Origin of the sequence: Phenylobacterium sp., from assembly GCF_016793225.1 — a bacterium.
GTDB lineage: Bacteria > Pseudomonadota > Alphaproteobacteria > Caulobacterales > Caulobacteraceae > Phenylobacterium.
In genome coordinates, this window is the sequence record NZ_JAEUMN010000192.1 from 23,650 (window position 1) to 44,700 (window position 21,051).

A 21,051-nucleotide genomic window follows, 5' to 3' on the forward strand; every position below is an offset into this window, starting at 1 on the left:
GTCGCGGGACCCATAGGAGGAAGCCCATGACCCGCCGCCTGGCGCTCGCCGCCCTGGCCGCCGCGATCGCGGCGGCGCCCCTCGTCATCCCCGAGGCGTCTCATGCCGCCCTTTCCGACCCGGCCGCGTACGCCAAGGGCTACAAGGCGCCGCGCAACGCCTGGGGCCAGCCCGACCTGGCCGGCGTGTGGTCGCCCGCCACGATCACGCGCCTGGAGCGGGACGCCGCGCTGGGCCAGCGGCTGGTGCTGACCGACGCCGAGGTGAAGGCCGCCGAGAGCGCCAACGCCCAGCTGAACGCCGCCGGCGCCGCGCCGACCGACCCCAAGCTGCGCACCGAGGACCTGCCGCACGAGTGCGGCCGCGGCTTCTCGGGCGTGAACTGCGGGTACAACAACTTCTGGGTCGATCCCGGCACGCGGGTGATGCGCGTCGGCGCCGAGGCCCGCTCGTCGATCCTGGTGTCGCCCGCGTCCGGCCGGCTGCCCATGCGACCGGAGGCGCTCGCCCGCCAGCGGGCGCAGTTCGGCAACGCGCAGGTGGGCAACTTCGACGGCCCCGAGCGCCGCCCGCTGGGCGAGCGCTGCCTCGTGGGGTTCGGCTCCACGTCCGGCCCTCCGATGCTGCCGGTGCTCTACAACAACCACTACGCCATCGCGCAGTCGCCGGACCAGGTCGCCGTGCAGATCGAGATGGTGCACGACGTGCGGGTCTTCCGGCTGAACGACCGCCACGAGCCGGCGTCGATCCGCAAGTGGATGGGCGATAGCGTCGCACGCTGGGAGGGCGAGACGCTGGTGGTCGAGACCGCCAACTTCCGCCCCGACCAGACCTTCCGGGGCGCCACGGCCGACATGCGCGTGACCGAGCGCTTCACCCGCATCTCACCGACCCAGCTCCTCTACCAGTTCCGCGTCACCGACCCGGCGACCTTCACCGAGCCGGTGGAGGGCGAGGTGGCCTGGAACCTCAGCAAGGACCAGATCTATGAGTACGCCTGCGCCGAGGGGAACTACGCGCTGCCCGGCATCCTGGCGGGCGCCCGGGAAGAGGAGCGCAAGGGCCGGGAAATGGAAGGCAACCGCGGCGAGGTGAAGGAGGAAGGCGGCGACTGACGCCTACTTCCGCTCGCCGCCCGTCACCGTCCCGCCCGTGGGCGCGGGCGCGTCGGCCGGCGGCGTCACGACGACGGCGGTGTTCGAGCCCTGCGGCGTCTCGGCGATGGCCGCCGCGCCCTGGGCGGCCGCCTCGAGCTGCTGGTCGCTCACCTGGCTTTCCGGCAGCGTGGTCTTCACCTCGACCTCGGCGGTCCCCGTGTTGACCTCGGCCTCGCGTTCCTTCGAACAGGCCCCCAGGGTGAGCGCGAGGGTGGCGGCGGCGACCGCGGCGAACGGCAGGTTCCGGTGCATTCGGATGTCTCCTTGGGTGGCCGTGCGGAAAAGCGCGACGGGCCCCGGTAGTTCCGGCGCTGCTGCAACCGAAGGGGGCCGGCACGGTTGTGGACCGTCCCCCAAGGAGATCGCCATGCGCACCCACGCCATGATCGCCACGCATCCCCAAGTCCGCGGGGCCACGAACGACGCCCTCATCCGCGCCATCGAACTCGCGGCCGACTGCGCCCAGGTCTGCGCCTCCTGCGCCGACGCGTGCCTCGCCGAGCCAAATGTGGCGGAGCTGACCCAGTGCATCCGCTTCAACCTCGACTGCGCCGACCTGTGCACCAGCACGGCGCTGGTCGGGGCGCGCCGCACCGGCTCCAACGAGCGTGTCATCCAGCGCCTGCTGGCGACCTGCGCCGAGGCTTGCCGGCTCTGCGGCGACGAATGCAGCCGTCACGCCCAGCACATGGAGCACTGCCGGATCTGCGCCGAGACCTGCCGCGAATGCGAGCAGGCCTGCAGCGAGGCCGCCGACAGCATCACGCCCGGCGTCCACTGACCCGCGCGGCGCGCTACAGCCTCACGCCGCGCAGCCGCAACGCGTTGCCGACGACGCTGACGCTGGAAAGCGCCATCGCGGCCGCGGCGATCTGCGGCGACAGCAGCCAGCCGAACACCGGGTAGAGCAGGCCCGCCGCCACGGGCACGCCCGCGGCGTTGTAGGCAAAGGCGAACACCAGGTTCTGGCGGATGTTGCGCATCACCGCCCGCGACAGCCGCCGCGCCCGCACGAGGCCGATGAGGTCGCCGCTCAGCAGGGTCACCCCCGCGCTCTCGATCGCCACGTCCGACCCCGCGCCCATGGCCACGCCCACGTCGGCGGCCGCCAGGGCCGGGGCGTCGTTGACGCCGTCGCCCGCCATGGCGACGCGGCGGCCTTCGCGCCGAAGCCGCTCCACGACGGCGGCCTTGTCCTGCGGCAGCACCTCGGCCGCGACCTCGTCGATGCCCAGCCGGCGGGCCACCGCCTCTGCGGTGGTGCGGTTGTCCCCGGTCATCATGACCAGCCGGACGCCCTCGGCCTTCAGCGCACGGACCGCCTCCGGCGTCGTGGCCTTCACGGGATCGGCGATGGCGAAGATCGCCGCGGCCTCGCCGTCGAGCGCCATGAAGATCGCGCTGGCCCCCTCGGCCCGAAACGCCTCGGCCTCGGTCTCGAGCGTCGAGGTGTCGACGCCGAGCTCGGCCAGGAAGCGGCCCGACCCCAGCGCCACCCGACGCCCGCCGACGACCCCGGTCACGCCCTTGCCGACGGGCGAGTCGAAGCCGGTGGGCTCCGCGAGCGTCAGTCCGCGCGCGCGAGCGGCCTGCACGATGGCGTGGGCCAGAGGATGCTCGCTCCCCCGCTCGAGACTCGCCGCGAGCCGCAACGCCTCGGCCTCGTCGAGGCCCGCGACCGGCCGGATCGCGGTGACGGCCGGCCGCCCCTCGGTCAGGGTTCCGGTCTTGTCGACGACCAGGGTGTCCAGCGCCCCGAAGCGCTCGAGCGCCTCGGCGTCCTTGATCAGCACCCCGGCCTGCGCGCCGCGGCCCACGCCGACCATGATCGAGATCGGCGTCGCGAGGCCCAGCGCGCACGGACAGGCGATGATCAGCACCGACACCGCCGCGACCAGCGCGAAGGCGAAGGGAGGCTCGGGCCCGAACACCCACCAGCCCGCGAACGCCAGCACGGACGCGGCGATCACCGCCGGCACGAACCAGCCCGACACCCTGTCCGCCATCCGCTGGATCGGCGCGCGGCTGCGCTGGGCGGCGGCGACCATCTGCACGATGCGGGCAAGCAGGGTCTCGGCGCCCACCTTCTCGGCCCGCATGACGAAAGAGCCGGTCCTGTTGATCGAACCGCCGACCACCTTCGCCCCGGCCTCCTTGGTGACGGGCATGGACTCGCCCGTGACCATCGACTCGTCGATCGAGACGCGGCCTTCCAGGACCTCGCCGTCGACGGGGACCTTCTCGCCCGGGCGGACCCGCAGCCGGTCGCCCGGCTGGACGGTGTCCAGGGTCACCTCCTCGTCGTCGCCGTCCTCGCGCACCCGGCGCGCGGTCTTGGGCGCGAGGTCGAGCAGGGCCCGGAGCGCCCCGGACGTCTGCTCGCGGGCCCGCAGCTCCAGGACCTGGCCCAGCAGCACCAGGACGGTGATCACCGCGGCCGCCTCGAAGTAGATCGGGACGCTGCCGTCGTGTCGCCGGAAGGCCGGCGGGAAGACCCCGGGCGCCAGCGTCGCCACGAGGCTGTAGGCGAAGGCCACGCCCACGCCCATGGCGATGAGGGTGAACATGTTGAGGTTGCGGGTGCGCAGCGAGGCCCATCCGCGCTCGAAGAACGGCCAGCCCGCCCAGAGCACGACCGGCGCCGACAGGGCGAGCTGCAGCCAGTTCGAGACCTGGGGCGCGATCAGGGCGTGCAGATTCACGAGGTGGCCGCCCATCTCCAGCGCGAACACCGGCAGGGTGAACGCCAGGCCGACCCAGAACCGCCGCGTCATGTCGGCCAGTTCGGGATTGGGCCCTGCGTCGGCGGTGACCGTCTCGGGCTCCAGCGCCATGCCGCAGATCGGGCAGCTGCCCGGGCCCTCCTGACGGACCTCGGGGTGCATGGGGCAGGTGTAGATCGCGCCGGGCGCAGCGGGCGGCGGCGGCGCGCGCTCGGTCTCCAGGTACTTCGCCGGATCGGCGACGAACTTGGTGCGGCAGCCGGCGCTGCAGAAGTGGAACGGGACGCCCGCGTGCTCGGCACGGTGCGGGCTCGTGAGCGGATTCACCTTCATGCCGCACACCGGATCGGTGGCGGTCTTGCCCGCATCTGCCGGCGTCCCGCCGTGATCGTGATCGTGGGCGTGGGCGTGGTGGTGATCGTGATGGGCCATGGCTGCCTCCAGGCCATGTCAGATATACCCCCATGGGGCATTGCGCAATTACCCGGGCAGGGTATATCTGTCGCCCTATGGAACGTGAGAACAAGCCCCGCCTCCTGAACCGCCTGAACCGCATCGAGGGGCAGGTGCGCGGCGTCGCGCGCATGGTCGAGGAAGACCGCTACTGCATCGACGTGCTCACACAGATCCAGGCGGTGCGCGCCGCCCTGGCGAAGGTCGAGACCGAGATGCTGCGCGACCACCTGGGCCACTGCATCGAGGGCGCGATCGTCGCCGGCGACAAGGACGAGCAGCGCCGCAAGGCGTCCGAACTGATCCAGCTCCTGGAGCGGACGGCCCGCTGATATGCCTGTCGTGTCCTGCCTAGCCCGCCGCACGCCGGCGGCGCAGTCCCTTGAGATCGCGCGCCAGCCGGATGACCAGGATGATCAGGCCCGTCACCGCCATGGGCAGCGACAGCGCCGCCGCGGCGATGATCAGCGGGTGGTTGAAGTCCTCGCCCGTCCTGAAGTCCAGGATGTGGAGCCGCCAGAAGAAGTCGTAGAACCGCCAGACGTCGGACCGCCGGCTCACCACCTCGCCCGTCTCGGGCGAGACGTAGAAGCGGGTCTTTTCGGCGTCGTCGAAGTCGACGGCCCAGAGCGGCCCCCGCCGCCCCGCCTCCTGCGGCGGCTCGGCGAACCAGCGCACGGCGACCGGCTTGCCCTGCCCCTGGTACTGCGCGCCCGCCAGGAAGCGCGCCTCGGCCTGGGGCAGCGCAGTCACGTGGTTCCCGGTGGCGGCGTCGGCCACGTGCGTGCGGCCGTCGGCGTCCTTCAGCACCCAGAGCGGGCCGCGAAGCGTCGACTTGAGCGTCGCCTCCACGGGCGTGACGCCCAGGCGCGCGGCCGCGGCGGCGTAGCTCACCAGGCCCTCGGCCGGCAGCGCGTCGGCCTGGAAGCGCGCCAGATGGTGCTCGCCGCGCACCCGTTCGATGGGAATGGCGGTCATGACCAGGCCGCCCGCCACCCAGGCCAGCACCTGCAGTCCCACCACCAGGCCCAGCCACTTGTGGATCTGGGTCGACACCCGAAGCATGACGCGCCTCCCCCGCCGTCGGCGAACGAATCCCGCCACGAACAGAGCCTAAGGACCCCCCGTGATGCGCCCCCGCGCAACTGATTTCGACAGACGCCAGCTCCTGCGCGGCGCGGCCGCCCTCGGCGGGGGCGGCGCGCTCGCGGCGCTTCTGCCCGCCTGGGCCCGCAGCCAGACGCCCGGGCTCGCCGCCGCACGTGCGCTGACCGGCCCCGAGATCAGGCTCACGGTCGACCACATCCCCCTGACCGTCGACGGCCGCGCAGGGCACGGGATCGCCATCAACGGTTCGGTCCCCGGCCCGCTGATCCGGCTGAAGGAGGGCGAGACGGTCCGCATCGCCCTCGAGAACCGGCTGAAGGACGAACAGACCTCGATCCACTGGCATGGCGTGCTGCTGCCGTTCCAGATGGACGGCGTGCCGGGTGTCAGCTTCCCGGGCGTCGATCCCGGCGAGACCTTCGTCTACGAGTTCCCCATCCGGCACGCGGGGACGTTCTGGTACCACAGCCACTCGGGCCTGCAGGAGCTGGTCGGCCACTACGCGCCGATCATCTTCGATCCCGCGGGCGCCGACCCGGTCGCCTACGATCGCGAGCACATCCTGGTGCTCTCGGACTACAGCTTCCTGCACCCGCACACGCTGATGAAGAAGCTCAAGCAGGAGCCCGGCTACTTCAACCGCCAGAAGCAGACCGTGGCCGGGCTGCTCGCGGGCCGCGACCAGCCGCTGAAGGACCGCGTCGATTGGGCCTCCATGCGGATGGACCCCACCGACATCCTCGACGTGACCGGCTCGACCTACCGCTACCTGGTGAACGGCCACGGCCCGCGCGACAACTGGACCGGCCTGTTCAGGCCCGGCGAGCGGGTGCGCCTGCGCCTCATCAATGCGGGGGCGATGACGCTCTTCAACCTGCGCATCCCGGGGCTGCCGATGACCGTCGTCCAGGCCGACGGCGAGAACGTGCGCCCGGTGGTGGTCGACGAGCTGCAGATCGCCAACGCCGAGACCTATGACGTGGTGGTCACGATCCCCGACGACCGCGCCTACACCCTCGTCGCCGAGGCGGCCGACGGATCGGGAATGGCCCGCGCCACGCTGGCCCCCCGCCCCGGCATGTCGGCCGAGGTTCCGCCCCTGCGTCCGCGCAAGGTGCTGACCATGCGCGACATGGGCATGGACATGTCGGGCCATGCCGGCCACGGCGGCGGCGGCCACAGCATGTCGATGCGCGACCCGAAGAACGCGCCCCAGGTGAAGCTGACGCCCAGCGTCCAGATGATCTCGCCGATGCCGGTCGACCGGATCGGCGAGCGCCCCACCGGCCTGGAGGACGCGCCCGGCCGCGTGCTGACCTACAAGGACCTGGTGGCCCTCGCCCCCAACCCGAAGGCCTCGCCGCCGACCCGGCAGATCGAGGTCCACCTCACGGGCAACATGGAACGCTTCATGTGGTCGTTCGACGGAGTGAAGTACTCCGAAGGCGCCGAGCCCATCCCCTTCCGCCTGGACGAGCGCGTCCGCGTCGTCCTGGTCAACGACACCATGATGAACCACCCGATCCACCTGCACGGGCACTTCTTCGAGGTGGTCAACGGGGCCGAGGCGGACCGGCAGCCGCGCAAGCACACAGTCAACGTCATGCCCGGCGCGAAGCTCGCCTTCGACCTGACGGCCGACGCGCCCGGCGACTGGGCGTTCCACTGCCACATGCTCCTGCACATGCACGCCGGGATGTTCCGGGTGGTGACCGTGCGACCGATGGCGCACGCATGAACCCCGCCCTGATCCTGGCGCTCGCCGCCATCGCCGTCCCCGCCGCCGCCCCCGCCGCCGCCCAGCCGTCCGATCCGCACGCCGCGCACCGCGCTCCGGCCGCGCCCGCAGACCCGCACGCGCATCACCGGCAAGCCCCGCCCGCTTCACCGGCGGCTGACCCGCACGCGCATCACAGGTCGGCCCCGCCCGCTCCCGCTGTGGCCGACCCGCACGCCGGCCACGCCGCGCCCGCGACGCCGGCCGATCCGCACGCCGGCCATTCGGCGCATGACGCTCATGCCGGCCACGGCGCGCAGCCTGCGCCGATCCCGTCCGCGCCGGCGCCGCCGGTTCCCACCGATCACGCTGCCGACCGGTTCTTCCCGCCGGCCGACATGGCGGCCGCGCGCCGCCTGCTGCGTCGCGAGCATGGCGTGATGAACTGGGCCACGACGCGCCTGGAGACCTTCGAATATCGCCCCGCCGGCCGCGGCGACGGCTATGCCTGGGAAGGGACCGTCTCGTACGGCGGCGACATCGACCGGCTGGTCATCGCGACCGAGGGCGAGAGCGAGGGCCATGGACTGGAGAACGCCGAGGTCCAGGCGCTGTGGTCCCACGCCATCGGGCCCTACTTCGACCTGCGCGCCGGCGTCCGCCACGACGTGGAGCCGCGCCGCCGGACCTACGCCACGGTGGGGGTCGAAGGCCTGGCGCCCTACTGGTTCGAGGTCGGCGCGCACGCGTTCCTGTCAGACCGGGGCGACGTCACCGTGCGGCTGGAGGGCTCGTACGACCTGCGCCTGACCCAGAGGCTGATCCTGGAGCCGCGGGCCGAGGCGAACCTGGCCGCGCAGGACGCGCCCGCCCTGGGGCTGGCCGCCGGCGTCACCGATCTCGAGCTGGGGTTGCGGCTGCGCTATGCCGTCGCGCCGGAGTTCGCGCCCTACGTCGGCGTCAACTGGAGCCGCAAGCTGGGCGAAACCGCCGGCCGCGCGCGCGCGGCCGGCGATGATGTGGAGGACACCCGTCTGGTGGTGGGCCTGCGCGCCTGGTTCTGAACAGGCGCGGCAGGCCCTGACGGGATCAGTGCTGCGCGGCGGGGCCGGACAGCTCGTCGCGCACGGCCCGGGACCCCGCCTCGGCGATCGAGGCGGCCTTCTCGCGAAGGGTGGCGCCGTCGCCGTCGGGACCGGTCTGCCGATGCAATTCGTCCTTCACCTGATCGTAGGCGCGCGCGGCCGTGCCCTTGAGCTCGCCCAGCTGCGCCTTCGCGGCCTCGGTCGCCTTGGTCCGCGCGGGGCCGATGTAGCGCCGTTCGACCGGGGTCGACGGCAGCGCGGCGCCCAGCGCAGCGCCCAGCGCGACACCCAGGGCGCCGATCACCAGCGGCTCGGCTTCCAGCGTGTCGTCGAAGCGCTGCTTGGCCGCGTCGCCGTACTCGCTCGCCTTGGCCCGCGCCGCATCGGCGAGTTCCGCTGCCCGGGCCTTGGCGCCGGCGGCGCCGTCGCCCGCGGCGTGCGTGGCCGCGCTCAGCCGCGCCTTCGCGCCGTCGGCCGTCCGGGCCAGCTTGGCCTTGGCCGCCTCGGCCTTCTCCCGGACCTTGGCCCGCAGGCCCTCTTCGCCTTCGTACCCTTCGTAGGTCGGGTAGTAGCCGTCGGCGCCCATGGCCGAGGAGCCCGCGAGATGGGTGCGCCGCGTCTGCGAGATGGCGAGCCACGCCACGCCGAGCCCGATCAGCGCGATCGGCAGGGGGTTTTCCTTCAGCTGCTCGACCGTGGTGGTCAGCACCTTGTTGCTTGCGCCGCTCATGATCCTCGTCGCCTCGTCGAACAGTTCCTGGGGTTGCATCTTGTCCTTCAGCGCACCGACGGTCTGGTCGATGCGGCCGCGGGCGTCTTCGACCTCGCGCTCGATCTCGGCCGAACTCTTCATGGCTTGTCTCCCTTGATCAGTTCAGCGTCCTTGCGGAGCTGCCGGGCAGCCCGGTCGGGTTTCAGTTCGTCGGGGCTGAGCGCCTTCATGCCGACGCGCACCAGGAGGCCCCCGAGCACGGCGACGCCGAGCCCCACCAGGAGCGAGGCCCAGACCGGATCCATCACCTTCGACAGGGCCAGCACGAGCGCCTGGAGCAGCACGAGGAGCGCCGCCACCAGCAGGAGACCGCCCGCGGCGATGTCGCCGACGGCCTTGGCCGCGCCCCGCAGCTTCTCCGAAAGCTCGGCCCGGATGAGTTCGGATTCCTTCCGCACGAGGGCGGCCAGGTCCGTCCCGAGCTGGCCCACCAGGTCGACGAGCCCGACGCTCCGTGGGGCTTGACCCCCATCCATGGCGCTAACGGCTCCCGATGGGCGGCGAGGCCGTAGGATCGGCTTCCGTCAGGTCGGGGATGTCGTCGGCCACGCCCACCGGCGAGGCGGTCTCGGTGGCGTCAGACCCGGACAGGTCGCCCAGGTTGTCGGCAAGGGGGGCCGCGTAGCCGCCGCTGGCGCCGAGGTCCGTCGCGTCCTCGAACGACGCCTGGGGCTCGAACGCGAGGTCCTCGCCGGCCAGGGCCGAGGCGTCGTAAGGCTCCGAGGCCCGGACGAAGCGCCCGAGGGCCACGCCCAGCAGCACCGCGCCGCCGATGAAGGCCGCCGGATTGCGCCGGCCGAAGTCGCGGACGGCGTTCAGCAGGTCGCCGGGGTCCTTGTCGGCCAGGTCGCGCGACAGGCCCTCGAGCCCGTCCGCGGCCTTCTGGACCAGCCGCGAGGTGGGGCTCTGGTCGGCGCTGGCGAGTTCGTCGCCGGCGCGGCGAATGGCGTTGGCGAAGTCGCCGAGCGTCTTGGCGCCGGCCTGCGTGCCCTTCTGCGCTTCGGCGCGGACCCGCTCCTGCGCCACGCTCGCGAAGCTCTGCGCCTCGGACTTCAACGTCTGGCTGGCCTGGCCGATCAGCTCCTTGGCCTGGGCCTTGCGGCCCGAGGCGCCGGCGCCCGTCGCCGTTCCCGTATCGATGTCGGTCATTGCACGCTCCGCTGGCAGGCATGGGGCGACCTGCCCGGCCGCCCTGTGCCAGCGTGAACGCGCGAAGGGCGCTCAGGGGTTCCGGCCGAAACCCCACGAGCGCTGATTTTTCAGCGGAAGTCGGGAAGCCGACTTAAGCGCGCCGGCCGCGCCGGGCGAGGGTGACGCCCAGCGCCAGCCCGATGGCGAGACCGAGCGCGCCCATCGCCAGCGCCTCGCGGTCGAGCGCGCCCTCGATGGCCCGGGCCGCGGCCGCAGCCCGGCGGCGCACCCGCCCGCGGCTGTCTTCCTCGTAGCCCTCGTAGATCTCGTACTGCCCCGACAGCCGCTCGGGCTTCAGGTGTCGCGCCCAGTCCTGGGTCTTGCCCAGCTTGCGCATCGAATCGTCCAGCACGCCCATGGTCACCACCCTGTCGCCGCCGCCGCGTCGAACGTGCGCGCGGTCTGCAGCTTTCACTTCTATACGAGAGATATGACGCGACTCTTTCCAGCCCTAGCTTTCGCTTTCGCGGCCATTCTGCCGGCGCAGGCGCAGGAAATCTCGGCCGAGCGGCTTTCGGGCATCACCCGCGAGCTTGCCTCGGACGCCTACCAGGGCCGCGCGCCCGGCGGTCCTGGCGAGGCGATGACCATCGACTTCATTGTCGGCCAATTCAAGGCGCTGGGCCTGGAGCCCGCGGGCGATGGCGGCGGCTGGACGCAGGACGTGCCGCTCTGGCGCTACCAGACCGAACCGGGCGGAACCTACACGCTGACGGTGAACGGCCAGTCCAAGGCGCTGCACGAGCAGTCCGACCTTCGTATCGAAACCCAGCGGCCGGTGGAGCGCGTGGCGATCCGCGCGGCGCCGATCGTGTTCGTCGGCTACGGGGTCACCGCGCCCGAGCGGCAGTGGGACGACTTCAAGGGCGTCGACCTCAAGGGCAAGATCGCCCTCGTCCTGATCAACGACCCGGACTTCGAGGCCCAGCCCGGCGAGCCGGTGGCGGGCCGCTTCGGGGGGCGCGCGGCGCTGTACTACGGGCGTTGGGTCTACAAGTACGAAGAGGCGGTCCGCCGCGGCGCCCTGGGCGTGCTGATCGTGCACGAGACCGCCGGCGCGGCGTACGGCTGGTCGACCGTGGTCGCGCCGAACGGCGAAAGCTACGACGTCGTGCGCAGGAACCCCGCCAAGGATAAGCTGCTGCTGCAGGGCTGGATCCAGCGCGACCTGGCGGTCGACCTCTTCCGCGAGGCCGGGCTCGACTTCGAGGCGGAAAAGGCCCGCGCCCGCACCGCCGCGTTCCGCCCGGTGACCCTGAAGAACGCGACGTTCTCCGCCGACTACCGCAACCGCTTCACCCGGCTCGTCAGCCGCAACGTGCTGGCGCGCATCGCGGGCGCGACGCGGCCCGACGAGACGATCCTCTACGCCGCGCACTGGGACGCCTACGGCGTGGGTCCCGCCTCGGCCGACGGGGCGACGGTCCGGCCCGGCGCCGTGGACGACGCGGTGGGCGTGGCGGGCGTCATCGAGACGGCGCGCGCCTTCAAGGCGGGACCGCCGCCCGCGCGGACCATCCTTTTCGCCGCCTGGACGGCCGAGGAGCGCGGGCTCCTGGGCAGCGAATACTGGGCGCAGGCGCACGAGGCGGCCCTGCCCCGGTTGGCGGCCAGCTACACCTTCGACGTCCTGCAGACCGCGGGCCCGGCGAAGGACGTGGTGCTGGTGGGCTCGGGACAGAACCAGCTGGAACCGCACCTCGCCGCCGTCGCCGCCCGGCGCGGCCGCACGGTGACGCCCGACCCGCGGCCCGAGCGCGCCCTGTTCTATCGCGCCGACCACTTCTCGCTGGCCAAGCGGGGCGTGCCCACGGTGCTCTTCATGGGGATGAGCGGCGGCGCCGACCTGGAGACGGGCGGCCGGGCCGCCGGGGACCGCTGGGTCGAGGACTACACGGCTCGCTGCTACCACCAGACCTGCGACCGGTGGGAGGCGACCCAGGACTACCGCGGTGCGGCCGCCGACGTTCAGCTCGCCTTCGAGGCCGGCCGCGAGCTGGCCGACGGCGGCCGCTGGCCCGACTGGAACGACAGCAGCGAGTTCAAGGCGGTCCGCGCCGCCTCGGCCGGGGCGCGGCGCTGAGCGAACCTGTCGGCGGCGTTCAGGCTGGGTTCAGGGTCAACGCCCGTTAACTCTCCTCCAAGATCAGGAGGCTCTCATGCGCAAGTACGTCGTCTCGGCCCTGGCCGCCATCATGGCCGCCGGACCCGTCCTGGCCGTGGCCGGCCCGGCCGATGCGGGCGACCGCCGCCACTACTATCGGCACCACCATCGCGGCGGAGGCGGCAACGACGTCGCCGTGGCCGCCATCGCGGGCATCGCGGGCCTCGCCCTGGGCGCCGCCCTGTCCGACAACGATCGCCGCAGCCCGCGCACGTACAGCCGCAGCTACAGCAGCGGCTACCGCTACGATCCCTACTACGACAGCTACTACGGCGGATATTATCCGCGCGATCGGCGCATCTGCGTCACGCGCGAGCGGGTCTGGGACCCCTACATCGGTCGTCACGTGAAGATCCAGCGCGAGTACCCCTGCTGAACCCCGGGGGCCGATGCAGGCCCTCGCCAATCCCGCCCCACGACGCTACCGTAGGATGTAGATCCCTGGCGTGGCGCTCGTGGGGCTGGAATGGCGTCGTCCGAGACCCCTGAGGCTGAGCTCCGGCGGCTGCGCGCGCGCGTGGCCGAGCTGGAAGCCGAGCTGTCGGCCAAGCCGACCATTGACCGTGCGAGCCTGTACCGCACGCTCGAGAGCGCGCCCTGGGGCGTGATGGCCCTGTCCGTCGACGGCCGCATCGACGTCGCCAGCCGCGCCGCACAGCGCTGGCTCGCCGTGCCGGCGCCGGCCTTCGGCGTCGCCGCCGACGAGGCGCTCCTCCCAGCGCTGCGCGAGGCGCTGGAGGCGCCGCTGGCCGCCGCCTTCGAGGGGCACGCCACCGAGGGCGACGTCACGCTGCGCGACATCGAGGGCGAGGTCCGCGCGCTGCGGCTGCTGGTCTCGCCCCGGGCGTCCGGCCCGAAAGGGATCACCGGCGCGGTGGTGACGCTCTACGACGTCACCGAGACCCAGGCGCTGGACCGCACGGTCAGGGAGAACGAGGCGCGCCTCACCCACATCAACGCCGTCACGCCGACCGCCAACTACATCTTCGACTTCCTGGAGGGCCGCGTGCCATGGGCGGCCGGCATGATGGAGGCGGTCTACGGGGTCTCGGCCGAGGCTATGCAGGCGGCCGACCGGACGTTCCTCCGCGGCCTGATACATCCGGAGGACTTCCCGCGGGTCATGGCCCGCGTGGCCGCGCTCGCGAAGCAGCCGGACGGCGTGGTCATGGAGCTGGAGCTTCGGATCCGCCGGGCGGACGGCAGCTACCGCTGGATCCTCGACCGTGGGGCCGTCTTCGAGCGCGACGCCGCGGGCCGGGTCGCCCAGACGCTGAACGCCGCCATCGACATCGACGAGCGCAAGCGCGCCGAGGAGCGCCGCAGCCTGCTGATCAACGAGCTCAACCACCGGGTCAAGAACACCCTGGCCGCCGTGCAGTCGATCGCCCGCCAGAGCCTGCGCAGCGGGCGCGACCCGGCGGAGATGTCCGCGGCCTTCACCTCGCGCCTCGTCTCGCTTTCCGCGGCCCACGACATCCTCACCCGCGAGCACTGGGAGGGAGCGGCCGTGCGCGAGATCGTGCAGGTCGCCCTGGCCCCCTTCGACGAGGCGCGGATCCAGGCGTCGGGCGCCGAGGTCCGCCTGGGGGCGCGAGCGGCCATCGCGCTCTCCATGGCGCTGCACGAACTGGCCACCAACGCGGCGAAGTACGGCGCGCTGTCGGGCGACGCGGGCCGGGTGATCCTCGGCTGGCGGGCGCACTGCGAGGGCGAGCAGGCTCGGTTCGAGCTCGAGTGGCGCGAGGTCGGGGGGCCACCGGTGACGCCGCCAAGGCGGCGCGGCTTCGGCTGGCGCCTCCTTTCCCAAGGGCTTCGCGCCGACCTCAACGGGGAAGCCGAGCTGCATTTCGACCCGGAGGGGGTTGTCTGCCGGATCTCCGCGCCTCTTGAGACGGCGCCGCGCCCGGACCAGATCTGACGGGACTCCAAGCGGCCGGTTGACAGCCGCGACTCCAGTATTTACTAAACTCTCAACAACTGGATTTCCGAGATCTCGCCACTCGGGCCCTTGCCCCGGCGCTCCCCACGCCAGGGCCAGCCCGCACCCCCCCACCTCCCCCACGGCGGCGGGCGGCCCGGGTGGCGAGCCCCCCCGTCGGGAGGCGACGCGATGCGCCCGCGCTACATCATCCGCTGGGCCAGGGTCACCGAGATCCTCGCGCTCACGGCGTCGGCGGCCGGCGTCATCGCCGTGACGGCCGGACTCCTCTGAGGCGAGGCTGTTCCTTAACGCTTAGAATCCGAACGATCGGCCGCGGAAACCCTGCCGGACCGTGTCTCCGGCGGCGGCTTCTCCAGGGGCGCGGCCCGCGCGAATCAGCCGGGTTAACGGCGATTCAGCACCTTCGATAAAGTTACCTTAAACCGCCCCGGGACATGGTCGGGCCAGCAGGCGCACCCCCCCCAGCGCCTCCCAGCCGGAGCAGTCCAGTGTCGGAGACGACTGGCGACGGCGGCAGGCCGCTCAAGGTCCTGCACGTCGATGACGACCCGATGAACCTGCGCGTCGTGCAGGAAATCCTGGGCGCCTTCGGGCATCAGGGCGTGATCGCCTGCTCGGGACAGGAAGCCCTCGACCGCCTGGCCGTCGAAGCCTTCGACCTCGTGCTTCTCGACATCCACATGCCCGGGATGACCGGCGTCGAAGTGGTCGAGAAGCTGCGTGCCCCCGCCAGCCCGCAGCGCGACGTGCCCGTGATCGCGCTCACCGCCGACATCTATTCGCGCCGGCCGGCCGAGTACGTCGCCCTCGGGTTCTCGGACTTCGTCTCGAAGCCGATCCTGGTGTCGAACCTGATGGCGGCCATCAAGCGCTGCTGCGGCGCGCCCCCGGCGATGGCGTCCCTGCAGCGTCAGGCGGGCTGAGGCGGTCAGTCCGCGTCGGCCTCCACCGGCTGCGCGGCGATCGGTTCGGGCTCGCCCGCCAGCGCCGCCGCCAGCTTCCCGCGATCGAGCTGCCCCTCCCAGCCGGCCACGACCAGGCTCGCGACCGCGTTGCCGATGAAGTTGGTCAGGGCCCGGCACTCGCTCATGAACCGGTCCACCCCCAGGATCAGCGTCATCCCCGCGAGCGGCACCGTCGGCACCACCTGGAGCGTGGCGGCCAGGGTGATGAAGCCCGCGCCCGTGACGCCGGCCGCGCCCTTTGAGCTCAGCATGGCGACGGCGAGAAGCAGGAGCTGGTCGGCCAGCGAGAGGTCGATGCGCAGGGCCTGGGCGATGAACAGGGCCGCCAGCGTCATGTAGATGTTCGTGCCGTCGAGGTTGAACGAATAGCCGGTGGGCACCACCAGCCCCACCACCGGCTTGGCCGCGCCCGCACGCTCCATCTTCTCCATCAGCGAAGGCAGAGCGGCCTCGGACGACGAGGTCCCGAGCACCAGCAGCAGCTCTTCCTTGAGGTAGCGGATCAGCTTCAGGATCGAGAACCCGTTCAGCGCCGCGATCGCCCCCAGCACCACGAGCACGAAGGCGAGCGACGTCAGGTAGAAGGTCGCCACCAGCGCCGCCAGGCTCACCACCGAGCCGATCCCGTACTTGCCGATGGTGAAGGCGAACGCGCCGAACGCCCCGATCGGCGCCGCGCGCATGAAGATCGCCACCAGCTTGAAGAAGGCCTGAGCGGTGGCGTCCAGGACCTTCAGCACCGGCTCGGCCCGCTCGCCGATCATGGCCAGCGCGATTCCGAAGGGGATCGAGAAGAACAGCACCTGCAGGATGTTCCCGTCGACGAACGCGCCCGCCACCGACGAGGGGATGATGTCCATCAGGAACCCGACGATGGTGAGGTCGTGGGCCTTGGTGGCGTAGTCGGTCACCTTGGAAGGATCGAGCGTGGCCGGGTCCACCGGCGCCATGCTCCAGCCCGGCTTGAGGACGTTGGCCACGATCAGCCCCACCACCAGGGCGAAGCTGGAAACGGCGATGAAATAGCCGAACGCCTTCACCGCCGTGCCGCCGGCCTTGCCCAGGTCGCGCATGTGGGCGATGCCGGTGGTGACGGTCAGGAAGATCACCGGGGCGATGATCATCTTCACCAGCTTGATGAAGGCGTCGCCCAGCGGCTTCAGGCTCTCGCCCACCGTGGGCCAGACGTGGCCGATCAGGGCGCCCAGCGCGATCGCCGCCAGCACCTGCACATAGAGCTGCGTCCACAGCGGCCGCCGCGCTGGCGGCGGAGCCTCGGCAAGCGGTCCGGCCACGGAAGTCCCCCCAAAGTCGTCGGCGGGCAATCTAGACGACGCGCGGCCGCGCTGTCCGCGACCATTTCCGCGCCGCCGCGCCCTTGACGCCCTGTCGGCGCCGGCGCCCGATGACCGCGGGAGGCGCACATGAGCCACGAGACTTCGACCGACCGCCGGGTGCTGCTGGCGGGCCTGGGCCTCGCCGCGCCCATGGGCCTGTTCTCGTGGGACGCCGCGGCGGCCGCGGCCCCGGGGGCCCGCCGCCGGCCGGCCCCGCTGGCCCGGCTGGCCGGAGCGAAGCCGCGCAACATCGTGGTGATCCTGACCGACGACCACCGCTACGACGCCCTCGGCTTCCTGAAGGCCCAGTCGTTCCTCGAGACGCCCAACCTCGACCGCCTCGCCGCCGAGGGCGTGCACTTTCGCAACGCCATGGTCACGACGGCCCTCTGCTCGCCGTCGCGGGCCTCCATCTTCACCGGCCTCTACGCCCACCAGCACCGGGTCGTGGACAACAACCACGCCATCGACCCGGCGCTCACCTTCTTCCCCGAGCACCTGCAGCGCGCGGGCTATGAGACCGCCTTCGTCGGCAAGTGGCACATGGGCCCCGAGGGCGACGACCCGCAGCCCGGCTTCGACCACTGGGTGAGCTTCAAGGGCCAGGGGACCTACCTGCCCAGCCCGAACGGGCTGAACGTCGACGGCCGCAAGGTCCCCCAGCAGGGCTACATCACCGACGAACTCACCGACTATGCGCTGCGCTGGCTCGAGGGGCGGACGGGCGAGCGGCCCTTCCTGCTCTTCCTGTCGCACAAGGCCGTGCATTCCGACTTCGTGCCCGCCGCCCGGCACACGGGCCGCTACGCCGGCGCGCCGTTCCGCTACCCGGCCACCATGGCGGCGCCCGCCAACCCGGGATCGCGGCCGCGCTGGGTGCAGGACCAGCGCAACAGCTGGCACGGCGTCGACTTCCCCTATCACTCGCGGCTCGACATCGCCGAGTACTACCGCCGCTACGCCGAGACCCTGCTCGCCGTCGACGAGAGCGCCGGCCGGCTGATGGACCACCTGGAGCGCCGCGGCGTCCTGGACTCCACGCTGATCCTCTACATGGGCGACAACGGCTTCGCCTTCGGCGAGCACGGCCTGATCGACAAGCGCACCGCCTACGAGGAATCGATCCGCATCCCCATGCTGGCCCGCTGCCCCGAGCTGTTCCCGACCGCGACGGTGGTCGACCAGGTGGTGGCCAACATCGACGTCGCGCCGACCCTGCTCGCCGCCGCGGGCCTGCAGGCGCCGAAGGGCCTGGCGGGCGCCAACGCCCTGCCGCTCGCCCAGGGCAAGCCCGCGCCGTGGCGGCAGGCGCTGCTCTACGAGTACTACTGGGAGCGCAACTTCCCCATGACGCCCACGGTCCACGCCGTGCGCGAGCAGCGGTACAAGTACATCCGCTACCACGGCCTCTGGGACATCGACGAGCTCTACGACCTGCAGGCCGACCCGCTGGAGGCCGAGAACCTCATCTTCAGCCCGGGCCACGAGGCGATCGTGAAGCAGCTCAACGGCAAGCTTTTCGACATGCTGGCCGCCAGCGGCGGGACCGACATGCCCCTGCCCCGGGACGCGGGCTTCCGCGCGATGCTGAGGCGCGCCGACGGGGCGGCCCAGGCGCCCTTCCCGCCCGAGTTCGCCCGGCCGGCCGGACCCGGGACGCGCTGAGCGAAACACGGCCGCAAAACGGCTGGCCCATTCTTCGAAGACAGGGAATGCTGTGGCGCGAGAGTCCGCGAACGGACCGGCGTGGGGAGGACAGGATCAGATGCTCGATCGGCGCAATCTTCTGCTGGGGGCGGCCGCGGCCGGCTTCGCGGCCCCGGCCTGGGCGAAGGTCACGGTCCAACCCCCTGCTTCCGCAGGCTTTTCCGCCGCCGGCGTGGCGGCGCTGAACCGCGAGATGCACGCCCTCGTCGACCAGCAGAAACTGGCCGGCGTGGTCACCCTGCTGGCCCGCAAGGGCAAGGTCGTGAACCTCGACGCCTACGGGCGGCAGGACGTCTCGCAGGCCACGCCGATGGCCGCCGACTCGATCTTCCGGATCGCCTCCATGACCAAGCCCATCGCCGGCGTGGCCATGATGCAGCTGTGGGAGCAGGGCAGGTGGAAGCTGGACGACCCGGTCGCCAGGCACATCCCGCAGTTCGCCGGCCTGAAGGTGAAGACGGCCGCGGGCCTCGTCGACCAGGCGCAGCCGATGACCATGGCCCAGCTGATGAGCCACACCGCCGGTTTCGGCGTCAGCTCGGTCTACGCCGACAGGAACCTGGCCGAGACCGACCTCCAGGGCATGATCGACAAGCTGGCCGCGCTGCCGCTGGAGAGCCAGCCGGGCACGGACTGGGCCTATGGCCCCGTCGTGAATATCCAGGGCTATGTGGTTGAAAAGCTTTCGGGCCTCGACCTCGCCACCTACTTCCAGCGGCACATCTTCGATCCGCTGAAGATGCCCGACACCCAGTTCTGGGTGGACCCGTCCAAGACCGCCCGCGTGGTCCGTGTCCACACCTACGCCGACGGCAGGCTCGTCCCGGCCGGCGAGCCCCGCATCCAGACCAGCAAGCCGCGCTTCCTGTCCGGCTCGGGCGGCCTGTTCTCCACGGCGCCCGACTACTACCGCTTCTGCCAGGCGCTGCTGAACGGCGGCGAACTCGATGGCGCGCGCATCCTGAAGCCCGAGACCGTGAAGCTGATGCGCAAGAGCGTGCTGCGGCCCGGCGTCGGCGTCGATCTGTACGGCCCGGTGCAGAAGGGCCTCGGCTTCGGCATGGACTTCGCGGTCCACGAGCGGCCGGCCGAGAGCGGCCTGCCGCACGGCCAGGACAGCTACTGGTGGGGCGGCGCCTTCGGCACCTGGTTCTGGATCGACCCCACCCACGACATCGTCTTCGTCGGCATGATCCAGAACCTCGACGGGTCGATCCCCGGCCGCGGCACCCCGCCGGTCCGCGAAATCTCGCCCAACGCGGTCTACGCCGCCCTCACCGACAGAAAGGCCTGAGCCGATGCGCGCCCTCTTCCCAAGACTCGCCATCGGCTTCGCCGCCGCCCTGCTCGCCGCCGCGCCCGCGGCCGCCGCCAGCGCCGACGCCGTCTGGAAGGCGCCCAGGAACGCCTTCGGCCAGCCCGACCTCGAGGGGGTCTGGACCAACGCCTCCCTGACCAGCCTCGAGCGCGGCCCGCAGTTCAAGACCCTGACCATTCCCGAGGCCCAGGCGCAGCAGGTCGAGGCCATGCGGGCGCGGATGATGGCCGCCCAGAACCGCCCGTCCGACCCCAACGCCGGCGCCCCGGCGGCCGGCGAGGATCCCGGCGGCTACAACTCCTTCTGGGTCGACCCCGGCACCCGCATGGGCCGCATCGCCGGCGAGGTGCGCACCTCCTGGCTGGTGGAGCCCGCCGACGGCAAGCTGCCCTACCGGCCCGAGGGCTGGAAGCGCTACCAGGACACCCTGATGAAGGCCCGCAACACCTTCGACGGCCCCGAGGCGCGGCCGCTGGGCGAGCGCTGCATCCTGGGCTTCGGCTCCACCGCCGGGCCGCCGATGATGAACGTGCTCTACAACAACCACTACCAGATCCAGCAGACCGTCGACGCCGTGGTCATCGTCGTCGAGATGAACCACGACGCGCGCATCATCCGCCTCACCGACACGCGCCGGCTGCCCAAGGACCACCCGGAGTGGATGGGCAAGTCCACCGGCCGCTGGGAGGGCGATACCCTCGTCGTCGAGACCACGGGCTTCAACCCGGGCGAGTCCCTCCGGCCCTACTTCGGCGCCAGCCTCTACCTCAGCCCCGACGCCAAGGTGACCGAGCGCTTCACGCGCATCTCCAAGGACCAGATCCTCTACCGCTTCGAGGTGGACGACCCCGCCGTCTACAAGTCGGTCTGGAAGGCCGAGATGCCGCTCAACGCCTCGAAGGGGCCCGTCTACGAGTACGCCTGCCACGAGGGGAACTACTCGCTCCCCGGCATCCTCGCCGGCGCCCGCAAGGCCGAGGCCGAGGGCCGGAAGCCCGAGTCGGTGGAACTGTCGGAGTAGCGGCCATCTTTGCGGGCGCCGCAGGCGCTCCACTGAGCCGCGGAGGACGCCGAGAAGAACGCAGAGAGCGCAGAAATCTCCGCGCCGCCTCTGCGATCTCTGCGGTTAGAAGCGGGGCGGTTTCACCGCCCCCATCCTTCCAGATGCGACAGCCCTCCCCCATCGGGGGAGGCGGAGGTCAGAACCACGTCAGGTCTGTGCGCTTCGACCCGATGATCAGGCCCTTCACCCGCGCCTTGCCGTCCCGGCCGATCGACAGGACCGCGTAGCCGGGCGGGCCGCCCTCGGGGCGCGCCCGCAGCAGCTCCGCCTCGATCGCCTCGGCCTCCTCCTGCTCGAGGTGGATGCGGTCGACGCCGAGATCGAGTCCGACCATCAGGGGCTCCGGC

21 protein-coding genes are annotated in these 21,051 nt (G+C 71.8%); 12 read left to right on the forward strand and 9 right to left on the reverse strand.

Annotated elements, in window-relative coordinates:
- The first annotated feature begins 26 nt into the window (after positions 1–26).
- Positions 27–1,115, forward strand: a complete 1,089-nt coding sequence (locus JNK30_RS22560) for a hypothetical protein (RefSeq protein WP_293485969.1) — start codon at positions 27–29, stop codon at positions 1,113–1,115.
- 3 nt (positions 1,116–1,118) lie between these two features.
- Here JNK30_RS22560 and JNK30_RS22565 read toward each other — a convergent pair whose 3' ends face one another.
- A complete protein-coding gene (locus JNK30_RS22565; RefSeq protein WP_293485971.1) occupies positions 1,119–1,409 on the reverse strand; it encodes a hypothetical protein in 291 nt (96 codons plus the stop codon).
- 115 nt (positions 1,410–1,524) lie between these two features.
- On the opposite strand from JNK30_RS22565, the gene JNK30_RS22570 reads away from it, so the two are divergent.
- Entirely contained in the window at positions 1,525–1,938 is a 414-nt protein-coding gene (locus JNK30_RS22570) for a four-helix bundle copper-binding protein (RefSeq protein WP_293485973.1), read from the forward strand.
- A gap of 13 nt (positions 1,939–1,951) precedes the next feature.
- Here JNK30_RS22570 and JNK30_RS22575 read toward each other — a convergent pair whose 3' ends face one another.
- Positions 1,952–4,312 carry a heavy metal translocating P-type ATPase gene (locus JNK30_RS22575; RefSeq protein WP_293485975.1) on the reverse strand — a complete coding sequence of 787 codons (2,361 nt, stop codon included), beginning with the start codon at positions 4,310–4,312 and terminating at the stop codon, positions 1,952–1,954.
- A 77-nt stretch (positions 4,313–4,389) separates the two neighbouring features.
- Between JNK30_RS22575 and JNK30_RS22580 the strand changes: the two genes are divergently transcribed.
- A complete protein-coding gene (locus JNK30_RS22580; RefSeq protein WP_293485977.1) occupies positions 4,390–4,665 on the forward strand; it encodes a metal-sensitive transcriptional regulator in 276 nt (91 codons plus the stop codon).
- A gap of 19 nt (positions 4,666–4,684) precedes the next feature.
- Here the strand turns inward: JNK30_RS22580 and JNK30_RS22585 are convergent, their stop codons facing one another.
- Positions 4,685–5,398, reverse strand: a complete 714-nt coding sequence (locus tag JNK30_RS22585) for a PepSY domain-containing protein (protein ID WP_293485979.1) — start codon at positions 5,396–5,398, stop codon at positions 4,685–4,687.
- 64 nt (positions 5,399–5,462) lie between these two features.
- On the opposite strand from JNK30_RS22585, the gene JNK30_RS22590 reads away from it, so the two are divergent.
- Positions 5,463–7,178 carry a copper resistance system multicopper oxidase gene (locus JNK30_RS22590; RefSeq protein ID WP_293485981.1) on the forward strand — a complete coding sequence of 572 codons (1,716 nt, stop codon included), beginning with the start codon at positions 5,463–5,465 and terminating at the stop codon, positions 7,176–7,178.
- Positions 7,175–8,221: a copper resistance protein B gene (locus tag JNK30_RS22595; RefSeq protein WP_293485983.1), complete on the forward strand. Its 1,047-nt coding sequence runs from the start codon at positions 7,175–7,177 to the stop codon at positions 8,219–8,221. The genes JNK30_RS22590 and JNK30_RS22595 overlap by 4 nt, the downstream gene beginning before the upstream one ends.
- Before the next feature lie 25 nt (positions 8,222–8,246).
- Here the strand turns inward: JNK30_RS22595 and JNK30_RS22600 are convergent, their stop codons facing one another.
- The 4 genes from JNK30_RS22600 to JNK30_RS22615 all read right to left on the reverse strand — a co-directional run bounded on the left by JNK30_RS22600 (position 8,247) and on the right by JNK30_RS22615 (position 10,620).
- Positions 8,247–9,095: a DUF3618 domain-containing protein gene (locus tag JNK30_RS22600; RefSeq protein ID WP_293485985.1), complete on the reverse strand. Its 849-nt coding sequence runs from the start codon at positions 9,093–9,095 to the stop codon at positions 8,247–8,249.
- Positions 9,092–9,490, reverse strand: a complete 399-nt coding sequence (locus JNK30_RS22605; protein WP_293485987.1) for a phage holin family protein — start codon at positions 9,488–9,490, stop codon at positions 9,092–9,094. The genes JNK30_RS22600 and JNK30_RS22605 overlap by 4 nt, the downstream gene beginning before the upstream one ends.
- Before the next feature lie 4 nt (positions 9,491–9,494).
- Positions 9,495–10,163 carry a hypothetical protein gene (locus tag JNK30_RS22610; protein WP_293485989.1) on the reverse strand — a complete coding sequence of 223 codons (669 nt, stop codon included), beginning with the start codon at positions 10,161–10,163 and terminating at the stop codon, positions 9,495–9,497.
- A gap of 133 nt (positions 10,164–10,296) precedes the next feature.
- Complete coding sequence (locus tag JNK30_RS22615; RefSeq protein ID WP_293485991.1) at positions 10,297–10,620, reverse strand: hypothetical protein; 324 nt, start codon at positions 10,618–10,620, stop codon at positions 10,297–10,299.
- Between the two features lie 15 nt (positions 10,621–10,635).
- Between JNK30_RS22615 and JNK30_RS22620 the strand changes: the two genes are divergently transcribed.
- The 4 genes from JNK30_RS22620 to JNK30_RS22635 all read left to right on the forward strand — a co-directional run bounded on the left by JNK30_RS22620 (position 10,636) and on the right by JNK30_RS22635 (position 15,237).
- Positions 10,636–12,288 carry a M20/M25/M40 family metallo-hydrolase gene (locus tag JNK30_RS22620; protein WP_293485993.1) on the forward strand — a complete coding sequence of 551 codons (1,653 nt, stop codon included), beginning with the start codon at positions 10,636–10,638 and terminating at the stop codon, positions 12,286–12,288.
- 76 nt (positions 12,289–12,364) lie between these two features.
- A complete protein-coding gene (locus tag JNK30_RS22625) occupies positions 12,365–12,745 on the forward strand; it encodes a hypothetical protein (protein ID WP_293485995.1) in 381 nt (126 codons plus the stop codon).
- Between the two features lie 90 nt (positions 12,746–12,835).
- A complete protein-coding gene (locus JNK30_RS22630) occupies positions 12,836–14,290 on the forward strand; it encodes an HWE histidine kinase domain-containing protein (RefSeq protein ID WP_293485997.1) in 1,455 nt (484 codons plus the stop codon).
- A gap of 512 nt (positions 14,291–14,802) precedes the next feature.
- The gene (locus tag JNK30_RS22635) at positions 14,803–15,237 is read left to right on the forward strand and encodes a response regulator (RefSeq protein ID WP_293485999.1); all 435 of its coding nucleotides are present in this window, start codon (positions 14,803–14,805) and stop codon (positions 15,235–15,237) included.
- Between the two features lie 5 nt (positions 15,238–15,242).
- On the opposite strand, the gene JNK30_RS22640 is transcribed toward JNK30_RS22635, so the two are convergent.
- Complete coding sequence (locus JNK30_RS22640; RefSeq protein WP_293486001.1) at positions 15,243–16,574, reverse strand: dicarboxylate/amino acid:cation symporter; 1,332 nt, start codon at positions 16,572–16,574, stop codon at positions 15,243–15,245.
- Positions 16,575–16,703: 129 nt separating this feature from the next.
- Between JNK30_RS22640 and JNK30_RS22645 the strand changes: the two genes are divergently transcribed.
- From JNK30_RS22645 to JNK30_RS22655, 3 genes are all read left to right on the forward strand, one after another.
- Entirely contained in the window at positions 16,704–18,281 is a 1,578-nt protein-coding gene (locus JNK30_RS22645) for a sulfatase (RefSeq protein ID WP_293486003.1), read from the forward strand.
- A 100-nt stretch (positions 18,282–18,381) separates the two neighbouring features.
- Entirely contained in the window at positions 18,382–19,617 is a 1,236-nt protein-coding gene (locus JNK30_RS22650) for a serine hydrolase (protein ID WP_293486005.1), read from the forward strand.
- Between the two features lie 4 nt (positions 19,618–19,621).
- The gene (locus tag JNK30_RS22655; protein WP_293486007.1) at positions 19,622–20,662 is read left to right on the forward strand and encodes a hypothetical protein; all 1,041 of its coding nucleotides are present in this window, start codon (positions 19,622–19,624) and stop codon (positions 20,660–20,662) included.
- A 178-nt stretch (positions 20,663–20,840) separates the two neighbouring features.
- On the opposite strand, the gene JNK30_RS22660 is transcribed toward JNK30_RS22655, so the two are convergent.
- The coding region (locus JNK30_RS22660; protein ID WP_293486009.1) for a hypothetical protein at positions 20,841–21,051 on the reverse strand (211 nt) is incomplete at its 5' end.

Coding starts and splice junctions, on each gene's coding strand:
- JNK30_RS22565 (WP_293485971.1), bottom strand. CDS start 1,409: ATGCACCGGAACCTGCCGTTCGCCGCGGTCGCCGCCGCCACCCTCGCG.
- JNK30_RS22605 (WP_293485987.1), bottom strand. CDS start 9,490: ATGGATGGGGGTCAAGCCCCACGGAGCGTCGGGCTCGTCGACCTGGTG.
- JNK30_RS22580 (WP_293485977.1), top strand. CDS start 4,390: ATGGAACGTGAGAACAAGCCCCGCCTCCTGAACCGCCTGAACCGCATC.
- JNK30_RS22625 (WP_293485995.1), top strand. CDS start 12,365: ATGCGCAAGTACGTCGTCTCGGCCCTGGCCGCCATCATGGCCGCCGGA.
- JNK30_RS22560 (WP_293485969.1), top strand. CDS start 27: ATGACCCGCCGCCTGGCGCTCGCCGCCCTGGCCGCCGCGATCGCGGCG.
- JNK30_RS22590 (WP_293485981.1), top strand. CDS start 5,463: ATGCGCCCCCGCGCAACTGATTTCGACAGACGCCAGCTCCTGCGCGGC.
- JNK30_RS22620 (WP_293485993.1), top strand. CDS start 10,636: ATGACGCGACTCTTTCCAGCCCTAGCTTTCGCTTTCGCGGCCATTCTG.
- JNK30_RS22645 (WP_293486003.1), top strand. CDS start 16,704: ATGAGCCACGAGACTTCGACCGACCGCCGGGTGCTGCTGGCGGGCCTG.
- JNK30_RS22570 (WP_293485973.1), top strand. CDS start 1,525: ATGCGCACCCACGCCATGATCGCCACGCATCCCCAAGTCCGCGGGGCC.
- JNK30_RS22600 (WP_293485985.1), bottom strand. CDS start 9,095: ATGAAGAGTTCGGCCGAGATCGAGCGCGAGGTCGAAGACGCCCGCGGC.
- JNK30_RS22610 (WP_293485989.1), bottom strand. CDS start 10,163: ATGACCGACATCGATACGGGAACGGCGACGGGCGCCGGCGCCTCGGGC.
- JNK30_RS22595 (WP_293485983.1), top strand. CDS start 7,175: ATGAACCCCGCCCTGATCCTGGCGCTCGCCGCCATCGCCGTCCCCGCC.
- JNK30_RS22585 (WP_293485979.1), bottom strand. CDS start 5,398: ATGCTTCGGGTGTCGACCCAGATCCACAAGTGGCTGGGCCTGGTGGTG.
- JNK30_RS22655 (WP_293486007.1), top strand. CDS start 19,622: ATGCGCGCCCTCTTCCCAAGACTCGCCATCGGCTTCGCCGCCGCCCTG.
- JNK30_RS22630 (WP_293485997.1), top strand. CDS start 12,836: ATGGCGTCGTCCGAGACCCCTGAGGCTGAGCTCCGGCGGCTGCGCGCG.
- JNK30_RS22650 (WP_293486005.1), top strand. CDS start 18,382: ATGCTCGATCGGCGCAATCTTCTGCTGGGGGCGGCCGCGGCCGGCTTC.
- JNK30_RS22575 (WP_293485975.1), bottom strand. CDS start 4,312: ATGGCCCATCACGATCACCACCACGCCCACGCCCACGATCACGATCAC.